At 40.1% G+C, this 23,999-nt stretch carries 18 protein-coding genes, 1 pseudogene and 1 other annotated feature; of the genes and pseudogenes, 1 reads left to right on the top strand and 18 read right to left on the bottom strand.

The features are described 5' to 3' along the window. Nucleotides 1–138 precede the first annotated feature (138 nt). From rpsO to JJN14_RS10195, 6 genes are all read right to left on the bottom strand, one after another. Nucleotides 139–408: a 30S ribosomal protein S15 gene (gene rpsO / locus JJN14_RS03025; protein ID WP_001018251.1), complete on the bottom strand. Its 270-nt coding sequence runs from the start codon at nt 406–408 to the stop codon at nt 139–141. A gap of 144 nt (nt 409–552) precedes the next feature. Then, nucleotides 553–3,261 (bottom strand): FtsX-like permease family protein, encoded by a 2,709-nt coding sequence (locus tag JJN14_RS03020; RefSeq protein WP_201059129.1) that lies wholly within the window; start codon nt 3,259–3,261, stop codon nt 553–555. Continuing rightward, complete coding sequence (locus JJN14_RS03015) at nt 3,257–3,958, bottom strand: ABC transporter ATP-binding protein (RefSeq protein ID WP_201059128.1); 702 nt, start codon at nt 3,956–3,958, stop codon at nt 3,257–3,259. The genes JJN14_RS03020 and JJN14_RS03015 overlap by 5 nt, the downstream gene beginning before the upstream one ends. Nucleotides 3,959–4,072: 114 nt before the next feature. Then, nucleotides 4,073–4,765, bottom strand: coding sequence for a phosphoglycerate mutase (locus JJN14_RS03010; protein ID WP_000240129.1), 693 nt, complete (start codon nt 4,763–4,765; stop codon nt 4,073–4,075). Nucleotides 4,766–4,917: 152 nt separating this feature from the next. Next, a complete protein-coding gene (locus JJN14_RS03005) occupies nt 4,918–10,968 on the bottom strand; it encodes a ZmpA/ZmpB/ZmpC family metallo-endopeptidase (protein ID WP_201058864.1) in 6,051 nt (2,016 codons plus the stop codon). Nucleotides 10,969–11,351: 383 nt separating this feature from the next. Next, nucleotides 11,352–11,483, bottom strand: a complete 132-nt coding sequence (locus tag JJN14_RS10195) for a hypothetical protein (RefSeq protein ID WP_261046303.1) — start codon at nt 11,481–11,483, stop codon at nt 11,352–11,354. 18 nt (nt 11,484–11,501) lie between these two features. Between JJN14_RS10195 and JJN14_RS02995 the strand changes: the two are divergent. Further along, nucleotides 11,502–11,683 (top strand): annotated as a pseudogene (locus JJN14_RS02995) (transposase); the annotation flags it as partial. A 78-nt stretch (nt 11,684–11,761) separates the two neighbouring features. On the opposite strand, the gene JJN14_RS02990 reads toward JJN14_RS02995, so the two are convergent. The 12 genes from JJN14_RS02990 to JJN14_RS02935 all read right to left on the bottom strand — a co-directional run bounded on the left by JJN14_RS02990 (nt 11,762) and on the right by JJN14_RS02935 (nt 23,983). Then, nucleotides 11,762–12,130, bottom strand: a complete 369-nt coding sequence (locus tag JJN14_RS02990; protein ID WP_201058863.1) for a hypothetical protein — start codon at nt 12,128–12,130, stop codon at nt 11,762–11,764. 111 nt (nt 12,131–12,241) lie between these two features. Beyond that, on the bottom strand, nt 12,242–15,034 hold the full coding sequence (gene ileS, locus JJN14_RS02985; RefSeq protein ID WP_201058862.1) for an isoleucine--tRNA ligase: 2,793 nt from the start codon (nt 15,032–15,034) through the stop codon (nt 12,242–12,244). A 45-nt stretch (nt 15,035–15,079) separates the two neighbouring features. Then, nucleotides 15,080–15,291 (bottom strand) — a binding site (T-box leader). Further along, nucleotides 15,292–16,077, bottom strand: coding sequence for a DivIVA domain-containing protein (locus JJN14_RS02980; RefSeq protein ID WP_042750728.1), 786 nt, complete (start codon nt 16,075–16,077; stop codon nt 15,292–15,294). Between the two features lie 8 nt (nt 16,078–16,085). After that, nucleotides 16,086–16,871, bottom strand: a complete 786-nt coding sequence (locus JJN14_RS02975; protein ID WP_125386876.1) for an RNA-binding protein — start codon at nt 16,869–16,871, stop codon at nt 16,086–16,088. Continuing rightward, nucleotides 16,868–17,131, bottom strand: a complete 264-nt coding sequence (locus JJN14_RS02970; RefSeq protein WP_000576496.1) for a YggT family protein — start codon at nt 17,129–17,131, stop codon at nt 16,868–16,870. Before JJN14_RS02970 ends, JJN14_RS02975 begins: the two co-directional genes overlap by 4 nt. After that, complete coding sequence (locus JJN14_RS02965; RefSeq protein ID WP_004261851.1) at nt 17,131–17,664, bottom strand: cell division protein SepF; 534 nt, start codon at nt 17,662–17,664, stop codon at nt 17,131–17,133. The genes JJN14_RS02970 and JJN14_RS02965 overlap by 1 nt, the downstream gene beginning before the upstream one ends. Before the next feature lie 9 nt (nt 17,665–17,673). After that, a complete protein-coding gene (locus JJN14_RS02960) occupies nt 17,674–18,345 on the bottom strand; it encodes a YggS family pyridoxal phosphate-dependent enzyme (protein WP_042750722.1) in 672 nt (223 codons plus the stop codon). Between the two features lie 4 nt (nt 18,346–18,349). Then, nucleotides 18,350–19,606: a cell division protein FtsZ gene (ftsZ, locus tag JJN14_RS02955; protein ID WP_000144256.1), complete on the bottom strand. Its 1,257-nt coding sequence runs from the start codon at nt 19,604–19,606 to the stop codon at nt 18,350–18,352. A gap of 17 nt (nt 19,607–19,623) precedes the next feature. Next, nucleotides 19,624–21,003 carry a cell division protein FtsA gene (gene ftsA / locus JJN14_RS02950; protein WP_042750718.1) on the bottom strand — a complete coding sequence of 460 codons (1,380 nt, stop codon included), beginning with the start codon at nt 21,001–21,003 and terminating at the stop codon, nt 19,624–19,626. A gap of 213 nt (nt 21,004–21,216) precedes the next feature. Beyond that, nucleotides 21,217–21,921, bottom strand: coding sequence for a TIGR02206 family membrane protein (locus JJN14_RS02945; RefSeq protein ID WP_042750717.1), 705 nt, complete (start codon nt 21,919–21,921; stop codon nt 21,217–21,219). A gap of 90 nt (nt 21,922–22,011) precedes the next feature. After that, nucleotides 22,012–22,623, bottom strand: a complete 612-nt coding sequence (locus tag JJN14_RS02940) for an NUDIX hydrolase N-terminal domain-containing protein (protein ID WP_042750714.1) — start codon at nt 22,621–22,623, stop codon at nt 22,012–22,014. Further along, nucleotides 22,610–23,983, bottom strand: a complete 1,374-nt coding sequence (locus JJN14_RS02935) for a UDP-N-acetylmuramoyl-tripeptide--D-alanyl-D-alanine ligase (protein WP_042750713.1) — start codon at nt 23,981–23,983, stop codon at nt 22,610–22,612. Before JJN14_RS02935 ends, JJN14_RS02940 begins: the two co-directional genes overlap by 14 nt. Nucleotides 23,984–23,999: the final 16 nt, after the last annotated feature.

Genomic DNA, 23,999 nt, shown 5'->3' with positions numbered 1-23,999 from the left:
TAAAAAAGCCCTCTGAAAATCAGAGAGCTCCAGTCTTGCTGGATAAAACATTTATAGACTAGGCGGACGAGGCGAAGATTGTACTAATGGTACATCAAGCCGAAGCCAACGAAGTATAGAAACGTTTTAGACGCAAGATTAGCGACGAAGTCCTAGAGAGTTGATTAACTCACGGTAACGGTTAACGTCGTTTTTACGCAAGTATGCAAGCAAGTTACGACGGCGACCGATTTTCTTCATCAATCCACGGTAAGTAGCGTGGTCTTTTTTGTGTTGTTTGATGTGTTCGTTAAGGTGGTTGATTTCCCAAGTAAGGACAGCAACTTGAACCTCTACTGAACCTGTATCACCTTCGTGACGTGCATATTGTGCGATGATTTCATTTTTTTTCTCTTTTGAGATTGCCATGATGTTTCTCCTTTTTATTTGGCTTCATCCGAGTGACAGGTTGGCATGCCTGCAACCAAGAAGAAGTTATTTGTCTTTACGACAGTTCTTATTCTACCAAGAAGCAGAGACTTTGTCAACTGATTTACTTTTTAAAAACTTGATCTACTCTACTGATTTCAGAGCTTCAAGCATATCCACCTTTCTCAAGTGGTGATTGACAAAGAGACCCAGTAAGGCTAAGATTACAGTCACTGCGATGATTGGAAGAGCATAGACTTCCCAGCTGACTCGTGGATAAAAAAGTATGGTGGCAGGTGAGATCATTTGAATCAAAAATTGATGTAAATAGTAGCCAGCTACCAAACCGAGAACAATACCAACAAAGGACAGCACCATGGTCTCGCGGTAGATATAGAGGGTCACTTCTTTATTATGGAAACCGAGAACCTTGATGGTCGAAAGTTCACGGATACGTTCTGCCACATTGATATTGGTGAGATTGTAAAGAATGACAATGGCTAGCAAGACGGAAACAAGGACAAGGATTGCCATGGTTTTATTGAGAGAATTGGCTACAGATTCAAAAAGGTGGATAGCCGTTGCATTTTGGACCACCCCAGAAACAGCAGTTTTTTTCATAAATACCGCAGCTTCTTTCTCCGTATTGGATGGTGTTGGCTCTTTTAATTTTACTAGGTAGGTATTGTCTTTCGGACTGGTATCGTAGACTTGTTCGTATGTCGCTCGGTTGAGATAAACAAAGTGTCCAACATAGTTTTCAGAAATAGCCGCGACCCTGATTTCTTTCCCATCAAGCTCCAGCTTGTCTCCAACCGTAATACCTTCTAGTTGAGCTAATTTTTGACTCACGACTGCTCCATCTGTGACCTGCACCTCTTGGCCATTTTCCTCTAATGCGATAAAGGGTTTGAAATTTTCTCTGCTTGTAACCATTATGGTAATAGTCTGAAGTCCTGCTTTTCCTTTGAAATCTTTTTCAATGGATTTAGAGTAAATCTTTTGATAAGCATGGATAGGCTCAGCTTGCAAGGCACTTTCTAGGTCTGCTTTTTCTTGCTCCGTTACACTGCTCTTTTCCGCTACAATCATCTGGTATTGCTGGATTTGTTCAAATTGACGATCGACAACTCCTCCCACAGAAGACTGAATGCCAAGACCTGCAAATAGGAGAGCAACCGAACCCGCAACTCCAAAAATGGTCATCAACATCCGTTGCTTATAACGGAAAATATTTCGCGCCGTAACCTTATGAGTGAAGCTCAAACGACTCCAAATAAAGCTCAAGCGTTCCAGCAAAATCTTTGATCCTTTAACGGGAGGTTTGGGCAGCAAAAGTTGGGCTGCTTCATCGTGCAATTCCCTCCGTGCCACTAGATAAGCTGGCAAGACACTGGATACCCAACTTAAGGCCAGGGCAAGAAGGCTATAAGACCAGTAGAAATACTCCTGACTTTTCCCAACGACCATTCCAGCTGTTATAACATCCGAAATCACGCCTGCAAGGAGATAATGTCCTAGAAGCGTTCCTAAAACGGTTCCCACAGTTCCTGCAAGAAAACCATAGAGGACAAACTTGGCAACAATATCTTTATTCTTGTAACCTAGGGCCTTGAAAATACCAGCATTGGTACGCTCTTCATCCACAAAGCGAGTCATAGTTGTAAAGGTTACCATTGCAGCAACCATAAAAAGCACCACGGGAAAGATATTCCCGACAGAACGAATACTTGCTGAAGCGTTACTGTACATGAGATAGCCTTGACCACCTGGCATGGTTTGGCGGTTGTATACATGGTAAGTAGGCTCTGCCAGTTCATCAAGCTCTTTCTGGCGTTGTTCAAGCTTCTCTTTTTCCTTGGCTAGATTACTCTCTGTCTGAGCCATTTTTTCTTTTTCTGTAGCCAATTCTTCCTTAGCTTTTGTCAATTGCTCCTTGGCTTGACTCTTTTGAGGCTCAGGCAAAGCGATCGCTTGTTCTTCTTGCGTTTTCAATCGACCTTCAGCCTGTTCTAACTGACTCTTGCCTTTTTGAAGGTTACTTTCAACTGTTTGGAGCTGCTCTTTTCCATCTTCCAAGCTCTTTTGCCCATTTGCTTTGATACTTGCCAATCTTTTTTGACCATTATCGGCAAGCAAGTTTTGTAAGTCTTCCTGGTGTTGATCTCGTTTGCTTCTATAGTCTGATGAAAAAGCATCCAAATTTTTTAAATCATCATAGCGCACACGCGCAATGCTATAAACATCTGAGTCAAACTGACTGGGTAAAATCACTCCATAGCCAGCCAAGCTTCCATTTCCACTACTAGCCCCTCCCAAGTCTTCTTGAGAAAGTATCTCACCCGACTGAACAAATCCAGTAATTATGAAAGATTGGGATTTTATGACGGTCTTCCCTTCTTCTTTCTTGCTAAAGGTGATAGTCTGCCCAATCTGATAGCGGTCTCTCCAGAAATCTGCCAAGGAAATTTCCCCATCAGCCTCTGGAAGTCGCCCTTCTGTCACTTGAAAAGTTGAAATTCCCTCTGGCTTAGAATAAAGTCGAACCGCTTCTTCACTATTTTCAACGGTTAGGTCTGCCATATAGCCAAACTCAACACTTGCTCCGTGAAGGGTATTTAGTTCATCCTGATCTTCTTTGTCCAAGCCATAATCAGCTATCACTGCCAGATCCAAGGTATTTGATTTACGAAGATAATCCTCAGCCGTTCGTTCCATATTTGGGCTAGTCACTTTGAGACCTACTAGGGCTAAAGACCCCAGCATCATCAAGGTCAAGATAGACAAAAAGCGTCCCTTGGAAGCAGTCACCGACTGGAGCAAGTCTTTTCGGTATGTTTTTTTCATGCTAATACTCCAATGTATCGATAGCCTGTGGATTCTCATTGATTGTTACTCTCATAACAGTGGCATCACGCATGTGAATCACCCGATCTGCGATAGGAGCTAGCGTGCTATTATGAGTTACGATAATCACCGTCGCTCCCTTTTGACGAGACATGTCTTGGAGAATCTTCAAAACCTGCTTGCCTGTCTGATAATCCAAGGCTCCAGTTGGTTCATCACAAAGGAGGATTTTTGGATTTTTGGCTACAGCGCGTGCAATGGAGACTCGCTGTTGCTCCCCTCCAGAAAGCTGGGCTGGAAAGTTATTGAGGCGATGAGCCAGACCTACATCTGTCAAGACTTGTTCAGGATTCAAGGCATCTGTCACAATTTCTGAGGCCAACTCCACATTTTCCTTAGCTGTTAGGTTGGAAACTAGATTATAAAACTGAAAAACAAAGCCTACATTATTGCGGCGGTAATTGGTTCTCTGATGGGAACTATAGTCTGCAATATTGGCACCATCAATCCAGATTTCCCCCTCGTCATTGGTATCCATTCCCCCAAGAAGGTTAAGAACCGTTGACTTGCCTGCACCAGATGCACCTAGAATGATCACCAATTCACCCTTTTCAATCTCAAAATTCACATCGCGATTGGCCACAATCTCCGTGTCCCCAACCTGATAACGCTTGTAACAGTGTTTCATCTCAATATAAGCCATCATCAACCTCACTTTCTTTAACTACTTCTTAATATCATTATAACGCTTTTTCGAAGAGTTGGATACTAGAATAAAAAGAAAAACCTAGGTATTCCTAGGCTTTCTTTTTACAAATTATTTTCCAAGGTAGTATTCAGAAACGACGTTCAATTTTTCGTCAAATTCGAATACCAATGGTGGGAAGTTAGGGATTTCCACGTCCATGATTTCGTCATCTGACAAACCTTTGATGTGTTTTACAAGGGCACGGATTGAGTTACCGTGAGCTCCTACGAATACGTTTTTACCATCTTTAAGTGCTGGAGCGATTTTATCTTCCCAGAATGGTAGGGCACGTTCCAAAGTCACTTTCAAGTTTTCAGCATCTGGAATAACTGAGTCGTCAAGTGAAGCGTAACGACGGTCAGTGTGAGCTGAATGCTCATCATCACGATCCATGTTTGGAGGCAATACATCGTATGAACGACGCCAGATGTGAACTTGCTCATCACCAAATTGTTCAGCAGCTTCAGCTTTGTTTTTACCAGTCAAACCACCGTAGTGACGTTCGTTCAAACGCCATGATTTTTCAACTGGAACCCACAATTGGTCAGAAGCTTCAAGAGCTAAGTTAGTTGTTTTGATAGCACGTTTCAATACTGAAGTGTAAGCTTGGTCAAATTCGATACCAGCTTCTTTGATCAATTTACCAGCGTCAATCGCTTGTTGTGTACCTTTTTCAGACAAATCAACATCAGCCCAACCAGTGAAAAGGTTAGCTTTGTTCCATTCAGACTCACCGTGGCGAGCAAAAACCAATTTTACCATTAGATGGATTCTCCTTTAAATTTTCCGAGGTTTCCCCTCGTTTATCTATTCTATTTTACACAATTTTTCACAAAAAAGCTAGTTAAAATCGACAAGTTCTGACAGTCAGGAAGTAAAGTCCTCTCATCCTGACTAGGAACTTCTATAATTCATTACTTTTTATTTGCAAAAATAGAGGTTCTAAAATCATTTGTTTGATCTAGGTAGGCTTTAAAGACTGCTCTCTTAAGTTTATGGACGGCACTGTCAGTCTCTGGATTATAATCACTCCAACGCGTACCTTCCGCATCCTGTAAAACAGCTTGGTCCATCAGTTCTTGCAACTCATTTACTCCTTGAATGGTTTTCGTGGCATTGCTCATCCATGATTGCGTCGGATCTTTAAAAGTAACTTTAGTCAAATGATCAAACTGAGTAACGCGCTCTTGATACATAGCTTTTTTAAAGGCTGCCCAAGATGAATACTGACCACCAAATAGCTTTTCTAAAACAAGCTTATCTGTCACTAATCCTTGCTTTTTACCGTAGAGGTTGATTGTCTGACCATTTTGTTTAGCAATTTCTTCATATTGGTTGGAAATATATGGGACCATACCATCTTTAAATCCTTTAGCAGCTAAGAGTTCATAAGCGATTCTTCGTCCCATAAGATCTCCAGGAGTTCCTTTCTCGCTGCTCAATGCTGAAAAGATTGGTGCAAAGAGTTTAATTGTAAAATAGCCATTTCTCTCATATGTGCCAGCCTGATACTCACGAGCCGAAAGAATGTTATTGTCAATCAAACTATCAAAGCTCGTCAATTTTTTAGCTTCATCTTCAGTCAAATTTTTCACAACATTAGTAGCATAAACATCATTTCCATCAGCAGGATCTGTTAGATAGTGGTTCTCGATTTTTCTGAGAGCTTCCATTTTCTGGGAAACATTCAGTTTCTTAACGATTGATTGCCCTTCAAGATATTCCAACAGATAGATGAGGTCAAACATGTTATGAACATATTTTTGGAGATCGGATGCATCTTTGAATCGTTCCGTCGGATCTAAGACTTGTAGACGGGATCCTTCTAAGCTATCTGATTTTGAATGTTTCAAGATTGAGTTAATGGTAATGGTCGCATCATTTGGATGATCTGGCGCTTGTAATAAGCCTTTAGCAAAGAACTCAGGTCCAAGACCACTTCTTCTACCATAGCCACCAAGATAGATATCCTGATCTGAATCATGGGTCATCTCATGGGTATACGTAATAGCGCCATCCTTATCCAACATACGGTAAGACATATAATAGACACCATCTCCTGTTGCGTATGCACCGTGATGATTATGAACTACCTTGTTACCAACTGGTCCAAAGAAATGTTGCATTGCAGGATTTGAATTCTCAAAGTCTGCGATTGTTGAAGCCTTTCCTTCAGTATGATCATCACCAAATTTATAGGCATCATAAAGCAGGATCGTACGATAGAGTTTTTCACGTCCCTGATTATCTAAAATACGATACCAATAATCGTAGTGATCTCGCTGACGCTTGGCTGTTTCACGCGCATTATCTTCAACAAACTTATTGAGTTTATCTCCAGCCTTATAGTCACTGTTGCGGTAGCGATCGTAAGCGCCAAATCCTAGACTAGACAAGGTTGAAATGACAAATACAGATCTTTCTGGCAAAGTAAGGAGAGGCAAGACCATATTGCGGTATTTCCAAGTGCTACTAGTAATTCGGTCATAAACACCGATAGAATACTTAGTCCCTGCTTGCTCTTGCTTGGCTTTGACCTCTGCAATAGTGGATTTTTCTTCGACAATGAAAGCTTTGGTCTGTTTTTTAAACCAGTCATTGTTGCTAGTTTTTGGTAAAAAGACTTTTCGGTAATTTTCTAGCGTGCTAAATAAATCTGTCGTTCCATGATGGCTAGCAAGACTGACACCATAAGTATCAACGTTGTTCTTAGCAAGCAGATTATTAAATCCTGATTTCCCTAACTCAATCAAAGTATCTAACGGAGATGCATTTCCTTTGCCAAAGAAATCAAGGTGATACAAGACCAAGTCTTTAATATTAACCTGACCATAGCTAAAGTTATACCAACGCTCCAAGTAGCTCATACCAAGAAGCAAGGCTTCCTTGTTGCGCTTGATTTTATCTACGATGTAACCTGTCATTACTTGATTGTTTTCCACTAGACCAGCATCCGCTGACAAGAGTTTTCTCAGACTTTCTTCTAGATGCTCTTTCGTTTTGCCAAATTGTTCTTCAAGATATAACTCCGTTAGTTTCACTTTTGGAGAAATACCAAGTGTGTTTCTAATAGCATCTGAATGATAATTTACCTTCTTCAATTCTGGTAAGACTTGCTGGATAATCGTTTCTTGATTATACAAGAATTGGTTTGGTGTATAGAGAAGACCTGTATCTCCTAGACTATATTCTGCTAACTTAGCAAAATCAGTCTGGTACTTGAGCTGGAATGTTTCAGAGGAATGATCCTGGTAATGGAGCAAGAGTTTGTTTGCAGTCTGTTTGTTGGAAACAATATCTGTGATGACTTGGTCATCCTTCATCATGACTGCTGACAAGAGTTCTTTTTGATATAAAAGACTGTTCTCGTTAACTAGGTTTCCGTATTTGACGATGGTTGCCTTGTTGTAGAAAGGTAGCAATTTTTCAATATTTTTATAAGCCAAGGCGCGCTGAGCTTGATAATGCTTCACCTTAGAAAAATCACTTTCTTTACTACCACTTGTTGAAAGAGGCTCCACTGTTGGAGGAGTGAGAGGATTGATTTCTGCTTTTTTATTAGTCACTTCAGAAGCATCTAAAATTGTTCCTCTTTCTACAAATGATTCCTTGCTGACGACTTCTTCCCTGACCAAGGTGACATTGTAGACTCTATTAGCTTTGTTGCTGAATGTATTAGCCACCTTCATTTCATTATAGTGGTAACCGGTAATAGCATTCCCGTTGGTTACATTGACATCACTTAGTACATTGGTCAATCTTCCTGCATGCTGTTCCTCATTCGTCTTTCGATCCCACAAATATCCAGCCACACCCGCAACTCTACCAAAGTGCTTGACATTGTTGATATCACCTTCAGCATAGCTATCCTGTATATGCGCATCTTGGTCTACTAGACCTGCTAACCCACCAACAGTCTGATCTGAACTATTCGTGTTGGATGAAATGGCTACTGTCGCTTTTGACTTAGTCAGTGAAGCTCTGCCTCCTGTCAAATGACCGACCAAACCACCAATATTGTATGCCGCAGTCGTTTCGTAGGTATTAACAATTCTTCCCTTAAAACTGCTCTCTGTGATGCTTGATTGGTCTGCCTTAGCCAACAAACCACCGATACCACGTTCCCCAGCCAGAACACCATCGACATGAACTTGCTTAATCTTTGTGTTATCCGTAGCTTCATTGGCCAGTGAACCGATATCATCTTTACCTGAAATAGAGACATTTTTTAGGCTCAACTTTTCTACTGTGGCCCCTCTCAAGCTTTCAAAAAGAGGCTTTCTCAAGTTGTAAATAGCATAATGCTTGCCATCTTTTTCACCAATCAACTGACCAGTAAAGGTGCCCTTGATGTAAAATTTGTCATCAGGTCCCAACTCCACTTCGTTGGCATTCAAGCTAGCCGCTAAATGATAGGTTCCAGAGAGATTCTTGTTGATAGCTTTAACCAGGTTGCTAAAGGAAGTGAAGGTTGTTGTTTCTTCTGTTGCCTTTTTTGCGAGATAGAAGGTGAAATTATCGACATATTTATTTTCTAGCTCTTGCTGGAGTTTCTCAGCTTTAGCTATGATTTTATAAACGGATTGTCCATTTTTTATTTCTGCAGTTATTGAAGCGACAGGTAGATAGACATCTTTGAATGACGACGATTTTACCTTAACAAAGTAAGTGTCTGGATTACTTGGAACACTGTCTAAAGAAACATGTTGTTTGTAAGTACCATTGGTCTGACTATATAACTCCAGATCAGAAACATTTCTTAATTCAAGTGTTTTTTCTGGATCTTTTTCTTTTGGTTTTTCAGCCGGATTTTCTGGTTTTGCTTGCTCAATATTGCCAGTATATTCTGGAAGAGGGGCAATTTGTTCGGGTTCAACAATCGCTCCGGATTGGGTACCTGTATAAGATGGTTTCGATGGTACCTGTTCTGGTTCGACTATTGCTCCAGATTGAATGCCAGTATATTCTGGTTTTTCATTTGTCTCAGAGGCTACAACAGCTCCCGATTGCTCACCTTTATATTCTGGCAAGGAAGGCTGAGTCTCCGGTTCGACGATGGCTCCAGATTGAGTTCCCTTGTACTCTGGTTGTGGAGCTACTTTCTCGGGTTCAACTATTGCTCCAGACTGAGTGCCTGTATAGGCTGGTTTTTCAGTTTTCTCAGGGGCAACTATTGCATCAGATTGCTCACCTTTATATTCTGGCAAGGAAGGCTGAGTCTCCGGTTCGACGATGGCTCCAGATTGAGTTCCCTTGTACTCTGGTTGTGGAGCTACTTTCTCGGGTTCAACTATTGCTCCAGACTGAGTGCCTGTATAGGCTGGTTTTTCAGTTTTCTCAGGGGCAACTATTGCATCAGATTGCTCACCTTTATATTCTGGCAAGGAAGGCTGAGTCTCCGGTTCGACGATGGCTCCAGATTGAGTTCCCTTGTACTCTGGTTGTGGAGCTACTTTCTCGGGTTCAACTATTGCTCCAGACTGAGTGCCTGTATAGGATGGTTTTTCAGTTTTCTCAGGGGCAACTATTGCATCAGATTGCTCACCTTTATATTCTGGCAGGGAAGGCTGAGTCTCCGGTTCGACGATGGCACCAGCTTGAGTTCCCTTGTATTCTGGTTGTGGAGCTACTTTCTCTGGTTCAACAACCGCTCCGGACTGGGTACCTGTATAGGATGGTTTATCAGCCGTTTCTGGTTCTACAATGGCACCTGATTGAATCCCTTTGTACTCTGGCTGTGGGGCAACTTGCTCAGGTTCGACTATTGCTCCAGACTGAGTGCCTGTATAGGCTGGTTTATCAGTTTTCTCAGGGGCAACTATTGCTCCAGATTGCTCACCTTTATATTCTGGTAATGAGGCCTGAGTCTCAGGCTCACCTTTTCTTGCAGACTGGGGTATTTCACTCGGTACAACTGCCTTCTTAGTCCCTTTTTCTACTATACGTGGTAAGGCTTCTTCTACCTTAGTCGAGAGAACTTCTCGGGAAATTTCTTGATTTTCAACAGTGAAGATGCGAATAAGTTCAATCTTCTTCCCAGCACGACCTTCTTGTTTCACACGAATGGTTCCCTCTGTTAGATCTGGATTTTCTTGAACCACTTCTGAAAAGTCTAGATTGGTTACAATCTCTTGGTCTTTGTATAAGAGCTCTGGTTTGTTCACGCGACCAGCCAAGACTTCGTCATGAGGATCCACACTAGCAATACCAGACGGCTTTTGATTGGGTGAATCTTGAGAAGGGATTGGCTTGTCAGCAGGGCTTGTTGGAGACGGATTTTTCCGCTCATCTCTTACATTTTGCCCACCTTCATTGGACTGGAAATGAGGGTGAACCGTATCGTCTAGTTTCTGATCTCTAGCAACAGTTTCTAACTGATTAATTTTCTTGTCTTGCTTAATATAGCCTAGATAGGTATAACCTGACAGGACTCTTGGCAGAGGCAGACTATCTCCTTGGGATAATTGATATTCTTGATTATATTGGAGCAAGAGTTGATTTTCAATAGCCTGAACCGAAGAAACCAAACCGCTCCCCATGCCTGTTATCAAAACAACCTTCAACAGTGCTTTCTTCTTGCCTTTCTTTCTCGAAACAGCAAAAATGAGGAGCCCAATCGAAGCCAGTGCTCCACCCGAAAGGACGGTAACCAGATTACTGTGCTCACCGGTATGAGGCAACTGACCTAGTTGGGCTTTCTCATCCATACGGTAGACTAGATAATAGGTACTCTCACTGTCTTCAGCAATATTAGGAAAATCCTTTACAATCAAGTCCTTCTCTTGCTTACTTAACTCTGTATCTGTCACATATTTGTAGTGAACAGATACATTTTCTTGAGCAAATACGGTCCCACTGCTAGCAATGGACACAAAAAATAAGCTCGAAATTGAAGCAGACACAAGACCAATCGCCAACTTTCGTAAGGAAAAACGATGCTGCTTCTCTCCAAAAAATTTTTTCATTCTATATCCTCTCTATCATTTTATCCATTTCAAAATAGAAGAAGCAGTTTGCTTCCTCACTCTGATGAACTTACAAGAAACAAAAATACTTCTATATATATTTTGATATATTCAATCTACAAGCATCATTATACTATAAAAAGAGTTCCTTGTCTCAAATAAATGCTTTAGATTTTACGAATGAAGTAGCTTATTTATCCTGTAAAATTTTCCGTCAATTGGTAACAAAAAAATAAGGCTAACCGCCTTCATACTGTAATAAGTATTTCTAACAAAGATTCAATTCATTCCACCTCAGTTCGAAAGATATGATTCTTCAATTTCGAATTTTTTCAAAATTTCAAAGTATAGGAATTGCCAATAATTGTCATAATTTATCCTATCTAGTCCACGAATGGGGTCAATCCAACAGAACTACCTACGATAAACAATACAGACGGTGCAGGAGTCACACGCTCATCGTCCTTGAAATACACAATAGCCACAATTCTTAAAACTAAAATAGTAACTTTCATCAATCATGAAATCATTGAAAAATCGTCAACGCCCTTCAATTACCCTATTCTAACTCCAAATCAGAAGCGACCAATAATCTCATCAAACTTATAGAACGAAATGCCTTTGGTTTTCGAAACTTTGAAAACTTCAAAAAACGATTTTTATCGCTCTGAACATCAAAAAAGAAAGGACGAAATTTGTCCTTTCTCTATCTTAGCTTTTCTTTAATCCACTACTGCTGACAAAGAACCAATTTTAGAGTTTCTCCATTTACTCTACTTGACAAAAACTCTATTTATAGTTCAACTTTAAATTTTTTGAGGCTTCCTAAAAATAATGAAGCACCAACAATAATGACGATTCCCCCTATCCATCCTAAGAATGGAACCAATGCAAGTGCAGAACCAACAATTAATAAGACTGAGGGTGCAATTGAAATTCTATTATCATCTTTATAGTATATTAGTGAGAGAATACCTAGAATTAAAATTCCAATTTTTACTAAACTAAAAATAATAAAAATAATTCCTAAGATGACACCAACAACTTCTTCATTATCAAATATAGAGGCAATCATAATTATAATAATTGGCAAAATGGCTAGAATAGTTCCTGCAACTAAACCAATGATACCATCTAATTGAGCAAGTGTTTTCTTTTTCATCAATACTTCCTTTTCATTAAAAATTAATATTATACATTAATTTTGTTTAATATTTTCTTTTATATCAAACTAAAATACACACACAGAAAACATTTTCAATCTATCATTCGATTATTTCTCTTCAAATCCTTCTGCTACTGCGTCTGCAAAGTTTTCTTCTACGATGCTTGCACAGTGATCACAGATAATAGCATGGTAGCTACGTTCTGTTGTTGTTAAATCAATGCGACGGCAACGGTCACACACTTGACCTGCAGCACGTTCAACTGTAAAGGCTACATCTTCAAAGACGAGTGCTTCTTCTGGAGCTGGACCTTCTGCAATTGTCAAGTCCGATACGATTAACACTTGCGCTATATTACTGTTCACAGCTTCAAGCAAAGTCTTAACAACTTCATTTGGATAAACTGTCAAGTGTGCTTCAAGCGATTTACCAATAACTTTAGCATTACGAGCTTCTTCCAAGGCTTTTTGAGCTTGTCCACGGAAGTCCATGAAGGCTGCCCATGTATCCAAGATTTCTTCTTGATTAGCAAAAGTTTCTGCTTCTGGCAATTCTGACAATTGAACAAAGTCTTCTGTTTCAAACTCAAGATATGACCAAATTTCTTCCGCAGTATGAGGAAGGATTGGTGTCAAGAGTTTCGTAATTTTCACAAGAATGTCATAGAAGACAGTCTGCATTTGACGACGTTCCAGTGATTTAGCACCTTCGATGTAAACAACGTCCTTAGCAAAATCAAGGTAAAAGGCTGACAAGTCAACGTTGATAAAGTTCACCAAGGCCTTGTAGATTGTCAAGAATTCAAAGTTAGCATAGGCATCACGAATGATCTTGACAAGCTGGTTAAAGCGAATCGTCATGTACTTATCAACTGAACGAAGTTCTTCGTAAGCTACTGCATCCACAGCTGGGTTAAAGTCAGAAGTATTGGCAATCAAGAAACGAAGGGTGTTACGGATTTTACGGTAAGTTTCAGAGACTTGGCTCAAGATATCCATAGAGATACGCACGTCGTTGCTTGAGTCTACACTTGTTACCCAGAGACGCAAGATTTCAGCACCAAATTGTTTTTCAACATCACTTGGAGCAATAGTATTTCCAAGAGATTTAGACATCTTCTCACCTTTACCATCAAGGGCAAATCCTTGTGACAAGATTTGTTTGTAAGGTGCTACGCCATGGTTGGCAACAGATGTGATAAGTGATGAGTTGAACCAACCACGGTATTGGTCAGAACCTTCTAAGTAAAGGTCTGCTGGGTAAGTCAACTCAGGACGGTTTACTACAACCCCATTCCATGATGAACCTGAGTCAAACCATACGTCCATGATATCTGTTTCTTTTTTGAACTCATCATTTGGTGAACCTGGATGAGTATATCCTTCTGGCAAGAGGTCCTTAGCATCACGTTCCCACCAAATGCTTGAACCATGTTCTTCAAAGAGTTGAGCTACATGCTCAATAGTTTCAGCAGTCATAATCGCTGTACCGTCTTCAGCATAGAAGATAGGAAGCGGAACACCCCAAGCACGTTGACGAGAGATAACCCAGTCGCCACGGTCACGAATCATGTTGTAAAGACGCACTTTACCCCATTCTGAGTGGAATTTCACTTTTTCAATTTCGTCCAAGATTTCTTGGCGGAATTTAGAAACTGAGGCAAACCATTGTGGTACTGCACGCCAGATAATTGGTTTCTTAGTACGCCAGTCAAATGGGTATGAGTGAGAGATTTCTTCTTGGGCAAGAAGGAGGTTACCAAGTTTTTCAATAACAGTTGGAACTACCTTTTCATAGAATTGACCTTCAAACTCAGGACCAGCATTCTTCATCATGATACCACGTTCGTCAACAGTTACTGCGACTTCAAGGCCATTAGCAATACCAACATTGTAGTCGTCCTCACCAAAACCAGGGGCTGTATGGACAATACCTGTACCAGAGTCAGTAGTAACGTGGTCACCGAGAATAACCAATTCATCTACAGCCGTATCCCATGGGTGTTCTGTTACGATGTGGTTCAATTCTTGACCACGGTAAGTTGCCAACACTTGAACATCAACCCAGGCAAATTTCTCAGACAAGCTAGTCAATAATTCTGCAGCAACCATAAACTTACGAGCTTCACCAGCAGGTTGAACCAAAACATAATCAATATCTGCACCAACAGTCAAACCACGAGAAGCTGTAATGGTAAATGGAGTTGTTGTCCAGACTACGATATAAGTATCTGTATCTAGAACACCTTTGCCATCTTTTACCCTATTGGCATAGTAAAGAGAAGTTGAAACCAAATCATGGTATTCAATCTCTGCTTCAGCAAGGGCAGACTCAGATGACCAAGACCAATAAACTGGCTTGGCACCACGGTAGATATAACCTTTGTTAGCCATCTCACCAAATACACGGATTTGAGCTGCTTCATAGTCAGGAGTCAAAGTCACATATGGATTTTCCCAGTCACCAGAAACACCTAAACGTTTAAAGTCTTCCCGTTGTTTATCTACTTGAGAAAGAGCGTATTCACGGCAAAGTTTCAAGTACTCAACCAAGTCCATTTCTTTACGTTTGACACCTTGTTTTGCCAAAACTTGCTCGATTGGCAGACCATGAGTATCCCAACCTGGGATAAATGGTGCGTAAAAACCTGACATTGATTTTGAACGAACAATGATATCTTTTGAAATCTTGTTCATAGCGTGTCCAACGTGGATATTTCCGTTCGCGTATGGAGGGCCATCATGCAAGGTGAAATGAGGTTTTCCTTGGTTCAATTCTTGACGACGTTGATAAAGTTTTGCATCTTCCCATTCCTTTTGCCAAACTGGCTCTTTGGTAGGAAGTCCTGCACGCATTGGGAAAGCTGTTTTCCCAAGGTTAAGGGTATCTTTGAGTTTCATGGTATCTCCTTTATAAATAATAACAAATTAAAAACCACGACTGCCAAAAAGGACGAAAATCGTGGTACCACCTTTATTCGGAAAAAGATTTAGTCTTTCTCCCTCTTATCCCGTAACGTGGGAAACGTCAAATCCTACTAACTTCAGACTTGAGTTTTTGAGAGGATAATCTTATCATTAGGGAATGCAGGACTCACACCATCTCCTGCTCGCTGGAAATATAAGGATAAAATATTGTTCTCACATATCACTATTCATTATAAGATTAGGACAGATTCTTTATTTGTATCTTCCTCATTCGATGAAGGGCCTTCGACTTCAACTGGCTCTAAATGTTCTTCTACATAATGATCTTGTTGAGCTTCAAATTCAGCTAATTCTCTATTACCAGCCTCAATTCGAGCTTGTAACTCAGCCATTTCTTCAGGTGTAAATTGACGAGTCATATCGATTGGTTCTTCTTCTGGTTGTGAATATACCGATTCACCAAGAACTTCACCAACAACTTCTTTAAATGCTTCATCACTTGTCTGAAGATAGGTAGCTGTTGGGCGCAGAATATCTTCCCAATCTGATGATTCAACAATTGCTAACTGACTCTCAATTGTAGATTTGAGACGTTGGTGGAAGACACGGCTTTTGTTCTTCAATTCTTCAGTCTCAACAGCAACTTTCTTAGCATTATCAGTAGCTTGACGCAAGATCTCATTAGCCTTATATTTTGCTTCTTCAAGCAAACGTTGGGCATCTTGCTCTGCCTGTTGGATAATATTATTAGAACGATCTTGAGCAGCTTGTTTCACACGCTCTGCCGTATCTTGAGCAATCAATACTGATTGACTCAAAGAATCTTTCATCTCATCAAAGTAAGACAAACGTTCTTCCAAGCTCTTGATATGCAACTCTTTATCATGATTGCTTCGAACTAAATCTTCATAATCACGAACAACGATTTCAAGAAATTCTTCAACTTCTTCTGGATCAAAACCTCTAAATCTTGTACCAAAGGTTTTATCTTTAATTTCTAATGATGTAATTGGCATATTATTCCTCACTTACTTAATAATAATTGGACCGTTAATTTCTTTTTATCTTTTTTTGTTTGCCCATTATCTCTAACAAGTTTCAATCGACCAAATTTCCTCACACTAATCAAATCACCAACTTGAACTGCATAATCTGATTTTTCAACTAAATGGTAATTAACTTGGACTGCCTGTTTTTCAATTAACTGACTTGCCTGATTTCTAGACAGCTTTAAGACACCTGCTAGAAAAACATCTAATCTAGAACTAGCAATACAAATATCTAATTCTTGATAATCTTCTACTGTAGCAATTTTCTCAGTAAAATCCCGTTCTTCTAGACGAACCGGTAAACGAGCAATTTTCGTAATGCCGTTTTGAAAAAGGAGCATAAACTGTCGATTAATGATAATCTGTGCCCTCTCTTCGTTGACTAAGATATCACCAAATAGCTTCCTATCAATTCCCAGCTTGTTTAAAACAGTCCCTAATATTTTTGCATGCGTTAAGCGTTCAAACTTATTAGGGTAGACAATTTCTTGCAAGGAAAGTTCAAAATCAGAGAATTCTGGCTCAAAATAATCAGGATACAGTAGAACTCGTACATATTCAGTTTCAAGAAACTGCCGACTGCTCATGTAGGAGATGCCGTTGGTTGATGCTAGCACCTTTAAAATCTTTTCTTGATGGGGATTTACAAAGGGTGTTAAAAAAGGAGAATAAGAATCTTCTACCTTTTTTATCCATTCTACTCCCTTATCAATAAAAGACGAATCATTCTTAGAAAAGTGTTGATAAATCATCTTATTCATAGAAAGATCACTAAAAGTCGAATCAACTGTTCCCCTAGGAAGTGAACTAGTAATACCGCAATCCAGACAGACAAATCAAGACCTGCAATCTGGAGGGGTAAACGTTGCAAGGGAGCTACTATCGGTTTCACTAAACTAATAATCAAGCGTCCAAGACGTGATTCATAAGCATTGGGAAACCAAGACATCAGAGCAAACACGATTAAAATCAGTGAATAGATATCCACTGCATTTTGAACAAAACGAATGAGAAAGATCATTATCTTACTCTCGTACGTTTCATATCAAAGCCAAATTCACCATTTTGTGATTCATCTGGAATTTTGATATCTTCAATATTGACGACAACATCAACTGGTGTCAGCAGGTACATAGTAGATGCTACCTTTTTCATGTTACCAGCTAAAACGTGGCGCGCCCCATCCAGATAGTCCAAACAACGACGTGCTTGAACTTCTGTCATATATTGGAAATCAATCAAAATACTTTCGTTACCAGCTAATAAATCAACAATATCTGTGGCATCTTCGTATTTACGTGGATAACGAACATCAATTGTCACCTTATCAGTAGAACGTTGACTTTGCATAGCCAACTCTTGTTGACGGGCATGAAGACGAGTGATGTTTTTATCTTTAGATGGCGTGCTACCAGCTTGTTGAGGCAACTCTTGAACAGAAGGGACTGAAGTCACAATCGGCTCTTCAGCTTTAGGCTGATATGCAGTACTAACATCTTCTCCATCTTCTGTAAAATAATCTATAAATTTATCAAATCTATCTTTTAAAGACATATTTCTTTCCTATTTAAAAAATGCTGTACCAATTCTGACAAATGTTGAGCCAAATTCAATCGCTTCCTTGTAGTCACGACTCATACCCATACTCAAGTCCGTCATTGGCATATTGGGAATTTGTTTTTCTCTAATTTCTAGTTGCAAATCCTGCGTAGCTTTAAAAATTTCTTTCAACTCATCACTACTAGCTTCAAAAGGAGCCATGGTCATCAAGCCGACATATTCAATTTTATCTAAGGTTGCTAATTCTGGCAAGAGCTCCAATAGTTCCTCCTTTGAAAAACCATGTTTGCTCTCCTCCCTTGAGATATTTACTTGTAAGAAACACTTAACAACTCGGTCACTTCTTTTTTGAATTTCCTCTGCTAGCTTTAATGAATCCAAAGCGTGAAAATAATCAACATACTGAATGACGTCTTTGACCTTGCGTCTTTGCAAGGTTCCAATCAAATGCCAGGTAATATTTCTATCTTTTAAAGCTTCATATTTCTCAAGAAATTTATCCACACGATTTTCACCAATATGATGCACACCTAGCGGAAGCAAAGCCTCCGCTGTCGGTACGTCTACATATTTTGTAACAGCAACAACCGAAACAGAATTGACTTCTCTTCCTGACTGCTGACTTGCATCTTTTATTTGTTGAAAAACACGTTCTGTATTTTCTTTCAAATTCATTTACTTAACGATTTTTGAAAAATGGAGGAGTGTCTAATTCATCCTCATCGTGTAAAGATGGTGCTTCGAAACGTTCAACTGGTGATACAACTGAATCAGTCGGACGAACAATTGTCTCACGACGCAAGTCCCAATCACCAAATGCTGAAGTTTGAGAAGTTTCTGTACGGCGAGGTGCTGGACTTGGAATTTCTGCAGTTTCAGCCATATCAAAGTGACGATTATGATTGTGTGCATGGCTAGGACTTGCTTGCTCATGACGAACAGCTTGTCTTGGTGCATGACCAACAACTTTTTCAACACGATCTTGGCGAACACCAGTTGCCACAACTGTAACACGGATTTCATCTTTCATGTTTTCATCGATAGATGTTCCGAGCCAGATATTCACTCCTTGGCCAGCTGCTTGGTTAACAATTTCTGATGCTTCTTCTGCCTCAATCAAGGTTAAATCAAGACCACCAGTAACGTTGACGATGACATCCTCAGCACCGTCAATAGTTGTTTCAAGAAGTGGTGAGTAGATTGCCTTACGAGCTGCTTCTACCACACGTTCTTCACCACTACCGATACCGATACCCATTAGGGCGTTTCCTTTATTTGCCATAACTGTTTTCACATCGGCAAAGTCAAGGTTAATCAAACCAGGGTTTGTGATCAAGTCCGTAATCCCTTGAACACCTTGGCGAAGTACGTTATCTGCTTCGCTAAGAGCTTCAAGAAGCGGAGTTTTCTTATCAACAATTTCAAGCAAGTTGTTGTTTGAAATAATCAATAAAGTATCTACATGTTCACGAAGTTGATTGATTCCTTCTACAGCGTACTGTCCACGTTTACTTCCTTCAAAACCAAAAGGACGTGTCACAACACCAACTGTAAGAGCACCTAAATCTTTAGCAATGCGGGCAATAACAGGAGCTGCACCAGTACCAGAGCCACCTCCCATACCTGCAGTAATGAAGACCATATCTGCTCCAGTAATAGCTTGAGTCAAGGCTTCTTCGCTTTCTTCAGCTGCCTTTTGACCAACTTCAGGTCGACCGCCAGCACCCAAACCACGAGTCAATTTAGGGCCTAACTGAATTACAGTCTCAGCTTTTGTACTACTCAAAGCTTGTACATCTGTGTTTGCTGCGATAAATTCTACGCCTGCAACACCTTCGTCAACCATACGGTTAATGGCGTTACCACCACCTCCACCAACACCGATTACTTTAATAACTGCACCTTGAGCTGCTGCTGTATCAAATGAAAATGTCATAGTTTATTTTTCCTCTTTTATTCATCAAACATGCTTCCGATTAAGCCACGGAAACGATCTGCGATTTTTGGTTTATTTTGAGAAGATACTTTATCTTCTTTCGGAGCAACTACGTTCGTAGAAGCTGACTGCTCTACCTCAGTATTTTGAACTGGTTGAATAGGGGTCGGTTGTGCTACCTGCGTAACGCGTTGAATCATCCCACCAAAATTAATTGGTTGGTGACGCAAAGTATCTTCACCCTTGACTGCTCGTTGCGCTAATAAATGCACCTCAGTCAATTGACCAGCAAATTCAGACAAGCTAATCACATGAGCGAAGGCAGGATTACGGATTCCAACTTGATTTGGAACGTAAAGTTTGACACCAACGCCAAATACTTCCTGTGCAAGTTCTACAATACCTGGTAAAATAGCATTTCCACCAATCAGAACAATCCCACCTGGAAGATCCAACAAATGTCTTCTTTCCAACTCTTGTTTGATTTGTTCAAAAATGTGTTTAATGCGAGCTGAAATAATCTCTGCTAGGTAGCTTTCTGTAACTTTTACAGGCTCTACTTCACCAATCACTTCAACTTGGAAGGTTTCATTGCTTGCAAGTGAAGGGTAGGCTTCACCATAGTTCAATTTCAATCCTTCAGCTAGTTTTTGTGAAGTCTTCAAGACTTTAGAGATATCTTTTGTGACATAATCTCCACCTTCTTGAAGAATATTTGTAAACTGGAGTTCTTGGTTACGGATTGTAGCAACAGTTGTTTGACCTGCTCCCATATCAATCACCGTAGCTCCAAATTCACGCTCTCCTTCATTCAAGACTGAACGAACCAAAGCCAATGGTGAAATAATAATATTTTCAACCTGAACACCTGAGCGCTCAACTGTCTTGCGTAAATTGTGAAGAATAGTACGTGGACCTGTGTAAAGCAAACCACGCATCTCAAGACGAACCCCCATCATGCCACGCGGGTCACGAATACCTTGGAAGCCATCTACGATAAATTCTTCAGGAATAAACGTAATGACTTCACGATCTGGTGTCATACTCTTTGTCAAGGCTGATTTAACAACATTTTCAACATCTTGATCTGTAATTTCTTTTGTATCAGATGTAACTGGAATCATTCCTTGAGTTGGTTCTACTTGCAAAAGATTTCCAGGCAAACCAACATTCACTGATTTGATTGAAATGCCAGCTTTCTCTTCTGCTTGGGAAATAGCTGACTTGATAGCAGTTGCTGCTGCTTCAATATCAACGATAATCCCATCCTTTACACCTTTACTCTTGGCATTACTTACACCAATTACATTTAGTTCACCATTTCTAAGCTCGGCAACCAACACCTTAATCGAATTGGTTCCGATATCTAAGCCTGTAAAAAAACCATCTCTAGCCATTACATCGCATCCTCTCTCTTCCAAGTTTCAAACTTCTATTCAATATAGCTAAAACAGGGCATAGCTATTCACAGAATATTATAACACAAAAAATCCAATCGTGCTTAGTTTTTCCTAAATTTACTTACCATTTTTTTACATTCGCTCATCATATTTTTGTATTTTCCAAACAAGTTATAAAAAATTAGATTTATGAAAAAAGAAAGCTTGATTTTAAGCTTTCTTTGCAATCATTTTTTCTGCTTCTTGTTCTAAAAATAGTTCCAAGATTTTCTTTGTCAACGTAATCGCTGCTGACAGGGCCAGAGAAACGATTAAATAATTAGCTACTAAGCCGTGATCTCCAACCAATGGCGGTTTTGTCAAGAATCCGTAATCTCCACCAGTTACCAAATTGACCACAAAAATCAAGGCATTTAGTGCAAAGGTCATGAGAAAAATTCCCTTCACATCCAGCAATCGCGCGTTATACTGTCTCAATAGATAAACTAGAGAGTTCCCCAAGAGAGCTAAGTGGCCAAAGATAAAGGATAAAATCGCAATATGTGGGAAAGGATAAGCATCTGGAACTGGATAAACAAAGGCTGCTAATGTCCCAAATGTTCCTAATAATGCAAAATACTGCCTATATTTAGACTGACCAGGAAGCAAAAGCACCACAAACATAGCCATACGGCAATGGTAAAAAGGTAGGCTTTCTGACAACGGCATATGATTGACCCAGTACCAACCATAAAGGAGGATCAACTGAACGGCCTGCAAGATTTGGAAAAATCGTTGATAAGCCTTCTTTTCACGATAACGATAGGCTGTATAAAAGGTCAAAGCCAAGAGTGTAAATATACTGACATACCAAAAAAGGTCAAATTTGGGTGGCTCTGTTGCTTGGGTCGTAAAGAAAATATCCCATAAATTCATCTAGTCTTCCTCATGATTCAAAATTTTCCTGCATTTTATTATACCATGCTATTTGTCAAAAATGAATTTAGAAATACGATAATCATCTTCTTAATCAAGATATTGCTCCCTCTGACCTTGATAAACCTGCCAAAGAATCTCTATTTGCTCCTTGGTAATGCGTTTTTCAGATAAGGCTGGCAGTTGGTCAATGGCAAAAAATTGAAGGTCAGCAATTTCTTGATTTTCTTGGAATTGTCCATCAAGAAGCTTACATTCAAAAACAAACTTTGCATATTGCTTGCTCTGTAGTTGGAAACGATTTGTATCAAAAACAGCTAGTAGTCTTTCTACTTTAGCTTCAAAACCGGTTTCTTCTTCAATTTCCTTGAGAATATTTTCTGTTGGAGAATAGCCGACTTCACCAAAGCCACCTGGCAAAGCCCAATCATTCTCTCCTTGTCCCCTAACCAGACAAATTTTTTCATCCTCAACTATCCAAGCACGGACGTCCATTAAAGGAGTCGCATAAGCGGAGGTCGGTTTCAAGAGTTCTACCACTTCGTCTGCATCAAGGTCTGATACCTGATTCAACATTTCAGATAACAGACTTCGCAAGTCTTCGTAGCGCTCACGGTCGAAAGGATCTTTTGTAAAGGTTAAGCCAGTATCTGTAAGGGCAATCATTCTTTGCAGATACTTAACAAAATCACTTGTCTTCATTTTCTAAACTTTCTACCAATTTGGCTAGGTTCATAGAGTTAGAGCCTTTGAGCAAGATTTGGTCATTAGCTCCTAGACTTTCCTTAACTTGCTTAACTAGGACTTCAAATTGATCCTCGTCAGCTGTTTTTTTGAAGTAGTAAACATGGCCGATTGGGAACATTTGACTGGCCAATTGGGCTAATTCAGCAATGTCTTCTCCATAGAAAATAACGGTATCAAGCACATCTGGAGAAAGGCTCAAAATCATCTGGTTATGGAGTTGAATAGACTGGTCACCAAGCTCCTTCATATCCGCTAAAACAGCAATTTTCTTGCCACCTTCATTGGCTGGAATGGCAGAGAAAGTCTCTAAAATCAGCTTCATAGCAGTTGGATTGGCATTGTAAACATCTGATAGGATATCTGCTCCATTGGCTGCTTTCTTCCACTCGGTACGGTTACGCGTCAATTCAAGATTTTGGAAGGCCTGACGAATTTGCTCCTCAGAAACTCCTTCTTGTAGGGCAACATAGGATGCAATCATGGCATTAGTAGCATTGTACTTACCAGTCACTGGCAAATCAAGGGCTTGTTCCAAGAAATTAGCCTTAAATGTCAGACTATCCTTGCGCTCAATCAAGTCTGTAATTTCCAACTCTGCTCCTTGGCCAAAACGAACTACCTTTTTGTCAGTTGGCAAGTAGTCCTCTACAATCGGATCTGCTGGTGCCAAGAGCAAGGAATTCGAAGACATCCCGTCTGCAATTTGCATTTTTCCTTTAGCAATTTCAGAACGGTCTTTGAAAAAGGCTAAATGGGCTTCTCCAACCAAGGTCACGATGGCTGTTTTTGGACGAGCCAATTCTGACAAGAGATGAATATCTCCCAAGTGATCCTGCCCCATCTCCAAGACCAACTTTTCTGTTCCTTCAGGCATGTGGAGAACTGTGTAGGGAAGGCCAATCTCATTATTGTAGTTACCTTGTGTTTTGTAAGTTTTGTAGGTTGTTGATAGCAAGTGCGCTAACATATCTTTGGTCGTTGTCTTGCCATTTGAGCCTGTAACAGCAAAGACATCAACTCCTGTTTTTTCAAGATAGTAGGCAGCTAGGGTTTGAAAGGCCGTCAAAACATCAGCTACTAAAATGTAGGGATGATTTGCGATTTCTTTCTCAGACAAGGTTACTGCGGCACCATTTTCAAAGGCTATTTCGATAAAGTCATGACCGTCACGAGCACCTTTGAGGGGCACAAACAAATCCCCTGCAGCAATCAAACGACTATCAAACTCAGCTTTTTCTAACTGGGTGTCCTCAAAGAGGCTGATATCATTTTTAGCTCCTACAACTTGAGCCACTTCATGAATTGTTAATTTCATTTCTACTCCTTTAAAA

Source organism: Streptococcus mitis (genome assembly GCF_016658865.1).
Lineage (GTDB): Bacteria > Bacillota > Bacilli > Lactobacillales > Streptococcaceae > Streptococcus > Streptococcus mitis_BT.
Note: the sequence above shows the minus strand (reverse complement) of the source record. Positions and strands in the feature narration are given on the sequence as shown.

What these genes read in the sequence shown, in the direction of transcription:
- rpsO (WP_001018251.1), bottom strand. Translation starts at nt 408, where the DNA reads ATGGCAATCTCAAAAGAGAAAAAAAATGAAATCATCGCACAATATGCA.
- JJN14_RS03015 (WP_201059128.1), bottom strand. Translation starts at nt 3,958, where the DNA reads ATGGCTTATATTGAGATGAAACACTGTTACAAGCGTTATCAGGTTGGG.
- JJN14_RS03010 (WP_000240129.1), bottom strand. Translation starts at nt 4,765, where the DNA reads ATGGTAAAATTGGTTTTTGCTCGCCACGGTGAGTCTGAATGGAACAAA.
- JJN14_RS03005 (WP_201058864.1), bottom strand. Translation starts at nt 10,968, where the DNA reads ATGAAAAAATTTTTTGGAGAGAAGCAGCATCGTTTTTCCTTACGAAAG.
- JJN14_RS10195 (WP_261046303.1), bottom strand. Translation starts at nt 11,483, where the DNA reads ATGAAAGTTACTATTTTAGTTTTAAGAATTGTGGCTATTGTGTATTTC.
- JJN14_RS02990 (WP_201058863.1), bottom strand. Translation starts at nt 12,130, where the DNA reads ATGAAAAAGAAAACACTTGCTCAATTAGATGGTATCATTGGTTTAGTT.
- ileS (WP_201058862.1), bottom strand. Translation starts at nt 15,034, where the DNA reads ATGAAACTCAAAGATACCCTTAACCTTGGGAAAACAGCTTTCCCAATG.
- JJN14_RS02980 (WP_042750728.1), bottom strand. Translation starts at nt 16,077, where the DNA reads ATGCCAATTACATCATTAGAAATTAAAGATAAAACCTTTGGTACAAGA.
- JJN14_RS02975 (WP_125386876.1), bottom strand. Translation starts at nt 16,871, where the DNA reads ATGAATAAGATGATTTATCAACACTTTTCTAAGAATGATTCGTCTTTT.
- JJN14_RS02970 (WP_000576496.1), bottom strand. Translation starts at nt 17,131, where the DNA reads ATGATCTTTCTCATTCGTTTTGTTCAAAATGCAGTGGATATCTATTCA.
- JJN14_RS02965 (WP_004261851.1), bottom strand. Translation starts at nt 17,664, where the DNA reads ATGTCTTTAAAAGATAGATTTGATAAATTTATAGATTATTTTACAGAA.
- JJN14_RS02960 (WP_042750722.1), bottom strand. Translation starts at nt 18,345, where the DNA reads ATGAATTTGAAAGAAAATACAGAACGTGTTTTTCAACAAATAAAAGAT.
- ftsZ (WP_000144256.1), bottom strand. Translation starts at nt 19,606, where the DNA reads ATGACATTTTCATTTGATACAGCAGCAGCTCAAGGTGCAGTTATTAAA.
- ftsA (WP_042750718.1), bottom strand. Translation starts at nt 21,003, where the DNA reads ATGGCTAGAGATGGTTTTTTTACAGGCTTAGATATCGGAACCAATTCG.
- JJN14_RS02945 (WP_042750717.1), bottom strand. Translation starts at nt 21,921, where the DNA reads ATGAATTTATGGGATATTTTCTTTACGACCCAAGCAACAGAGCCACCC.
- JJN14_RS02940 (WP_042750714.1), bottom strand. Translation starts at nt 22,623, where the DNA reads ATGAAGACAAGTGATTTTGTTAAGTATCTGCAAAGAATGATTGCCCTT.
- JJN14_RS02935 (WP_042750713.1), bottom strand. Translation starts at nt 23,983, where the DNA reads ATGAAATTAACAATTCATGAAGTGGCTCAAGTTGTAGGAGCTAAAAAT.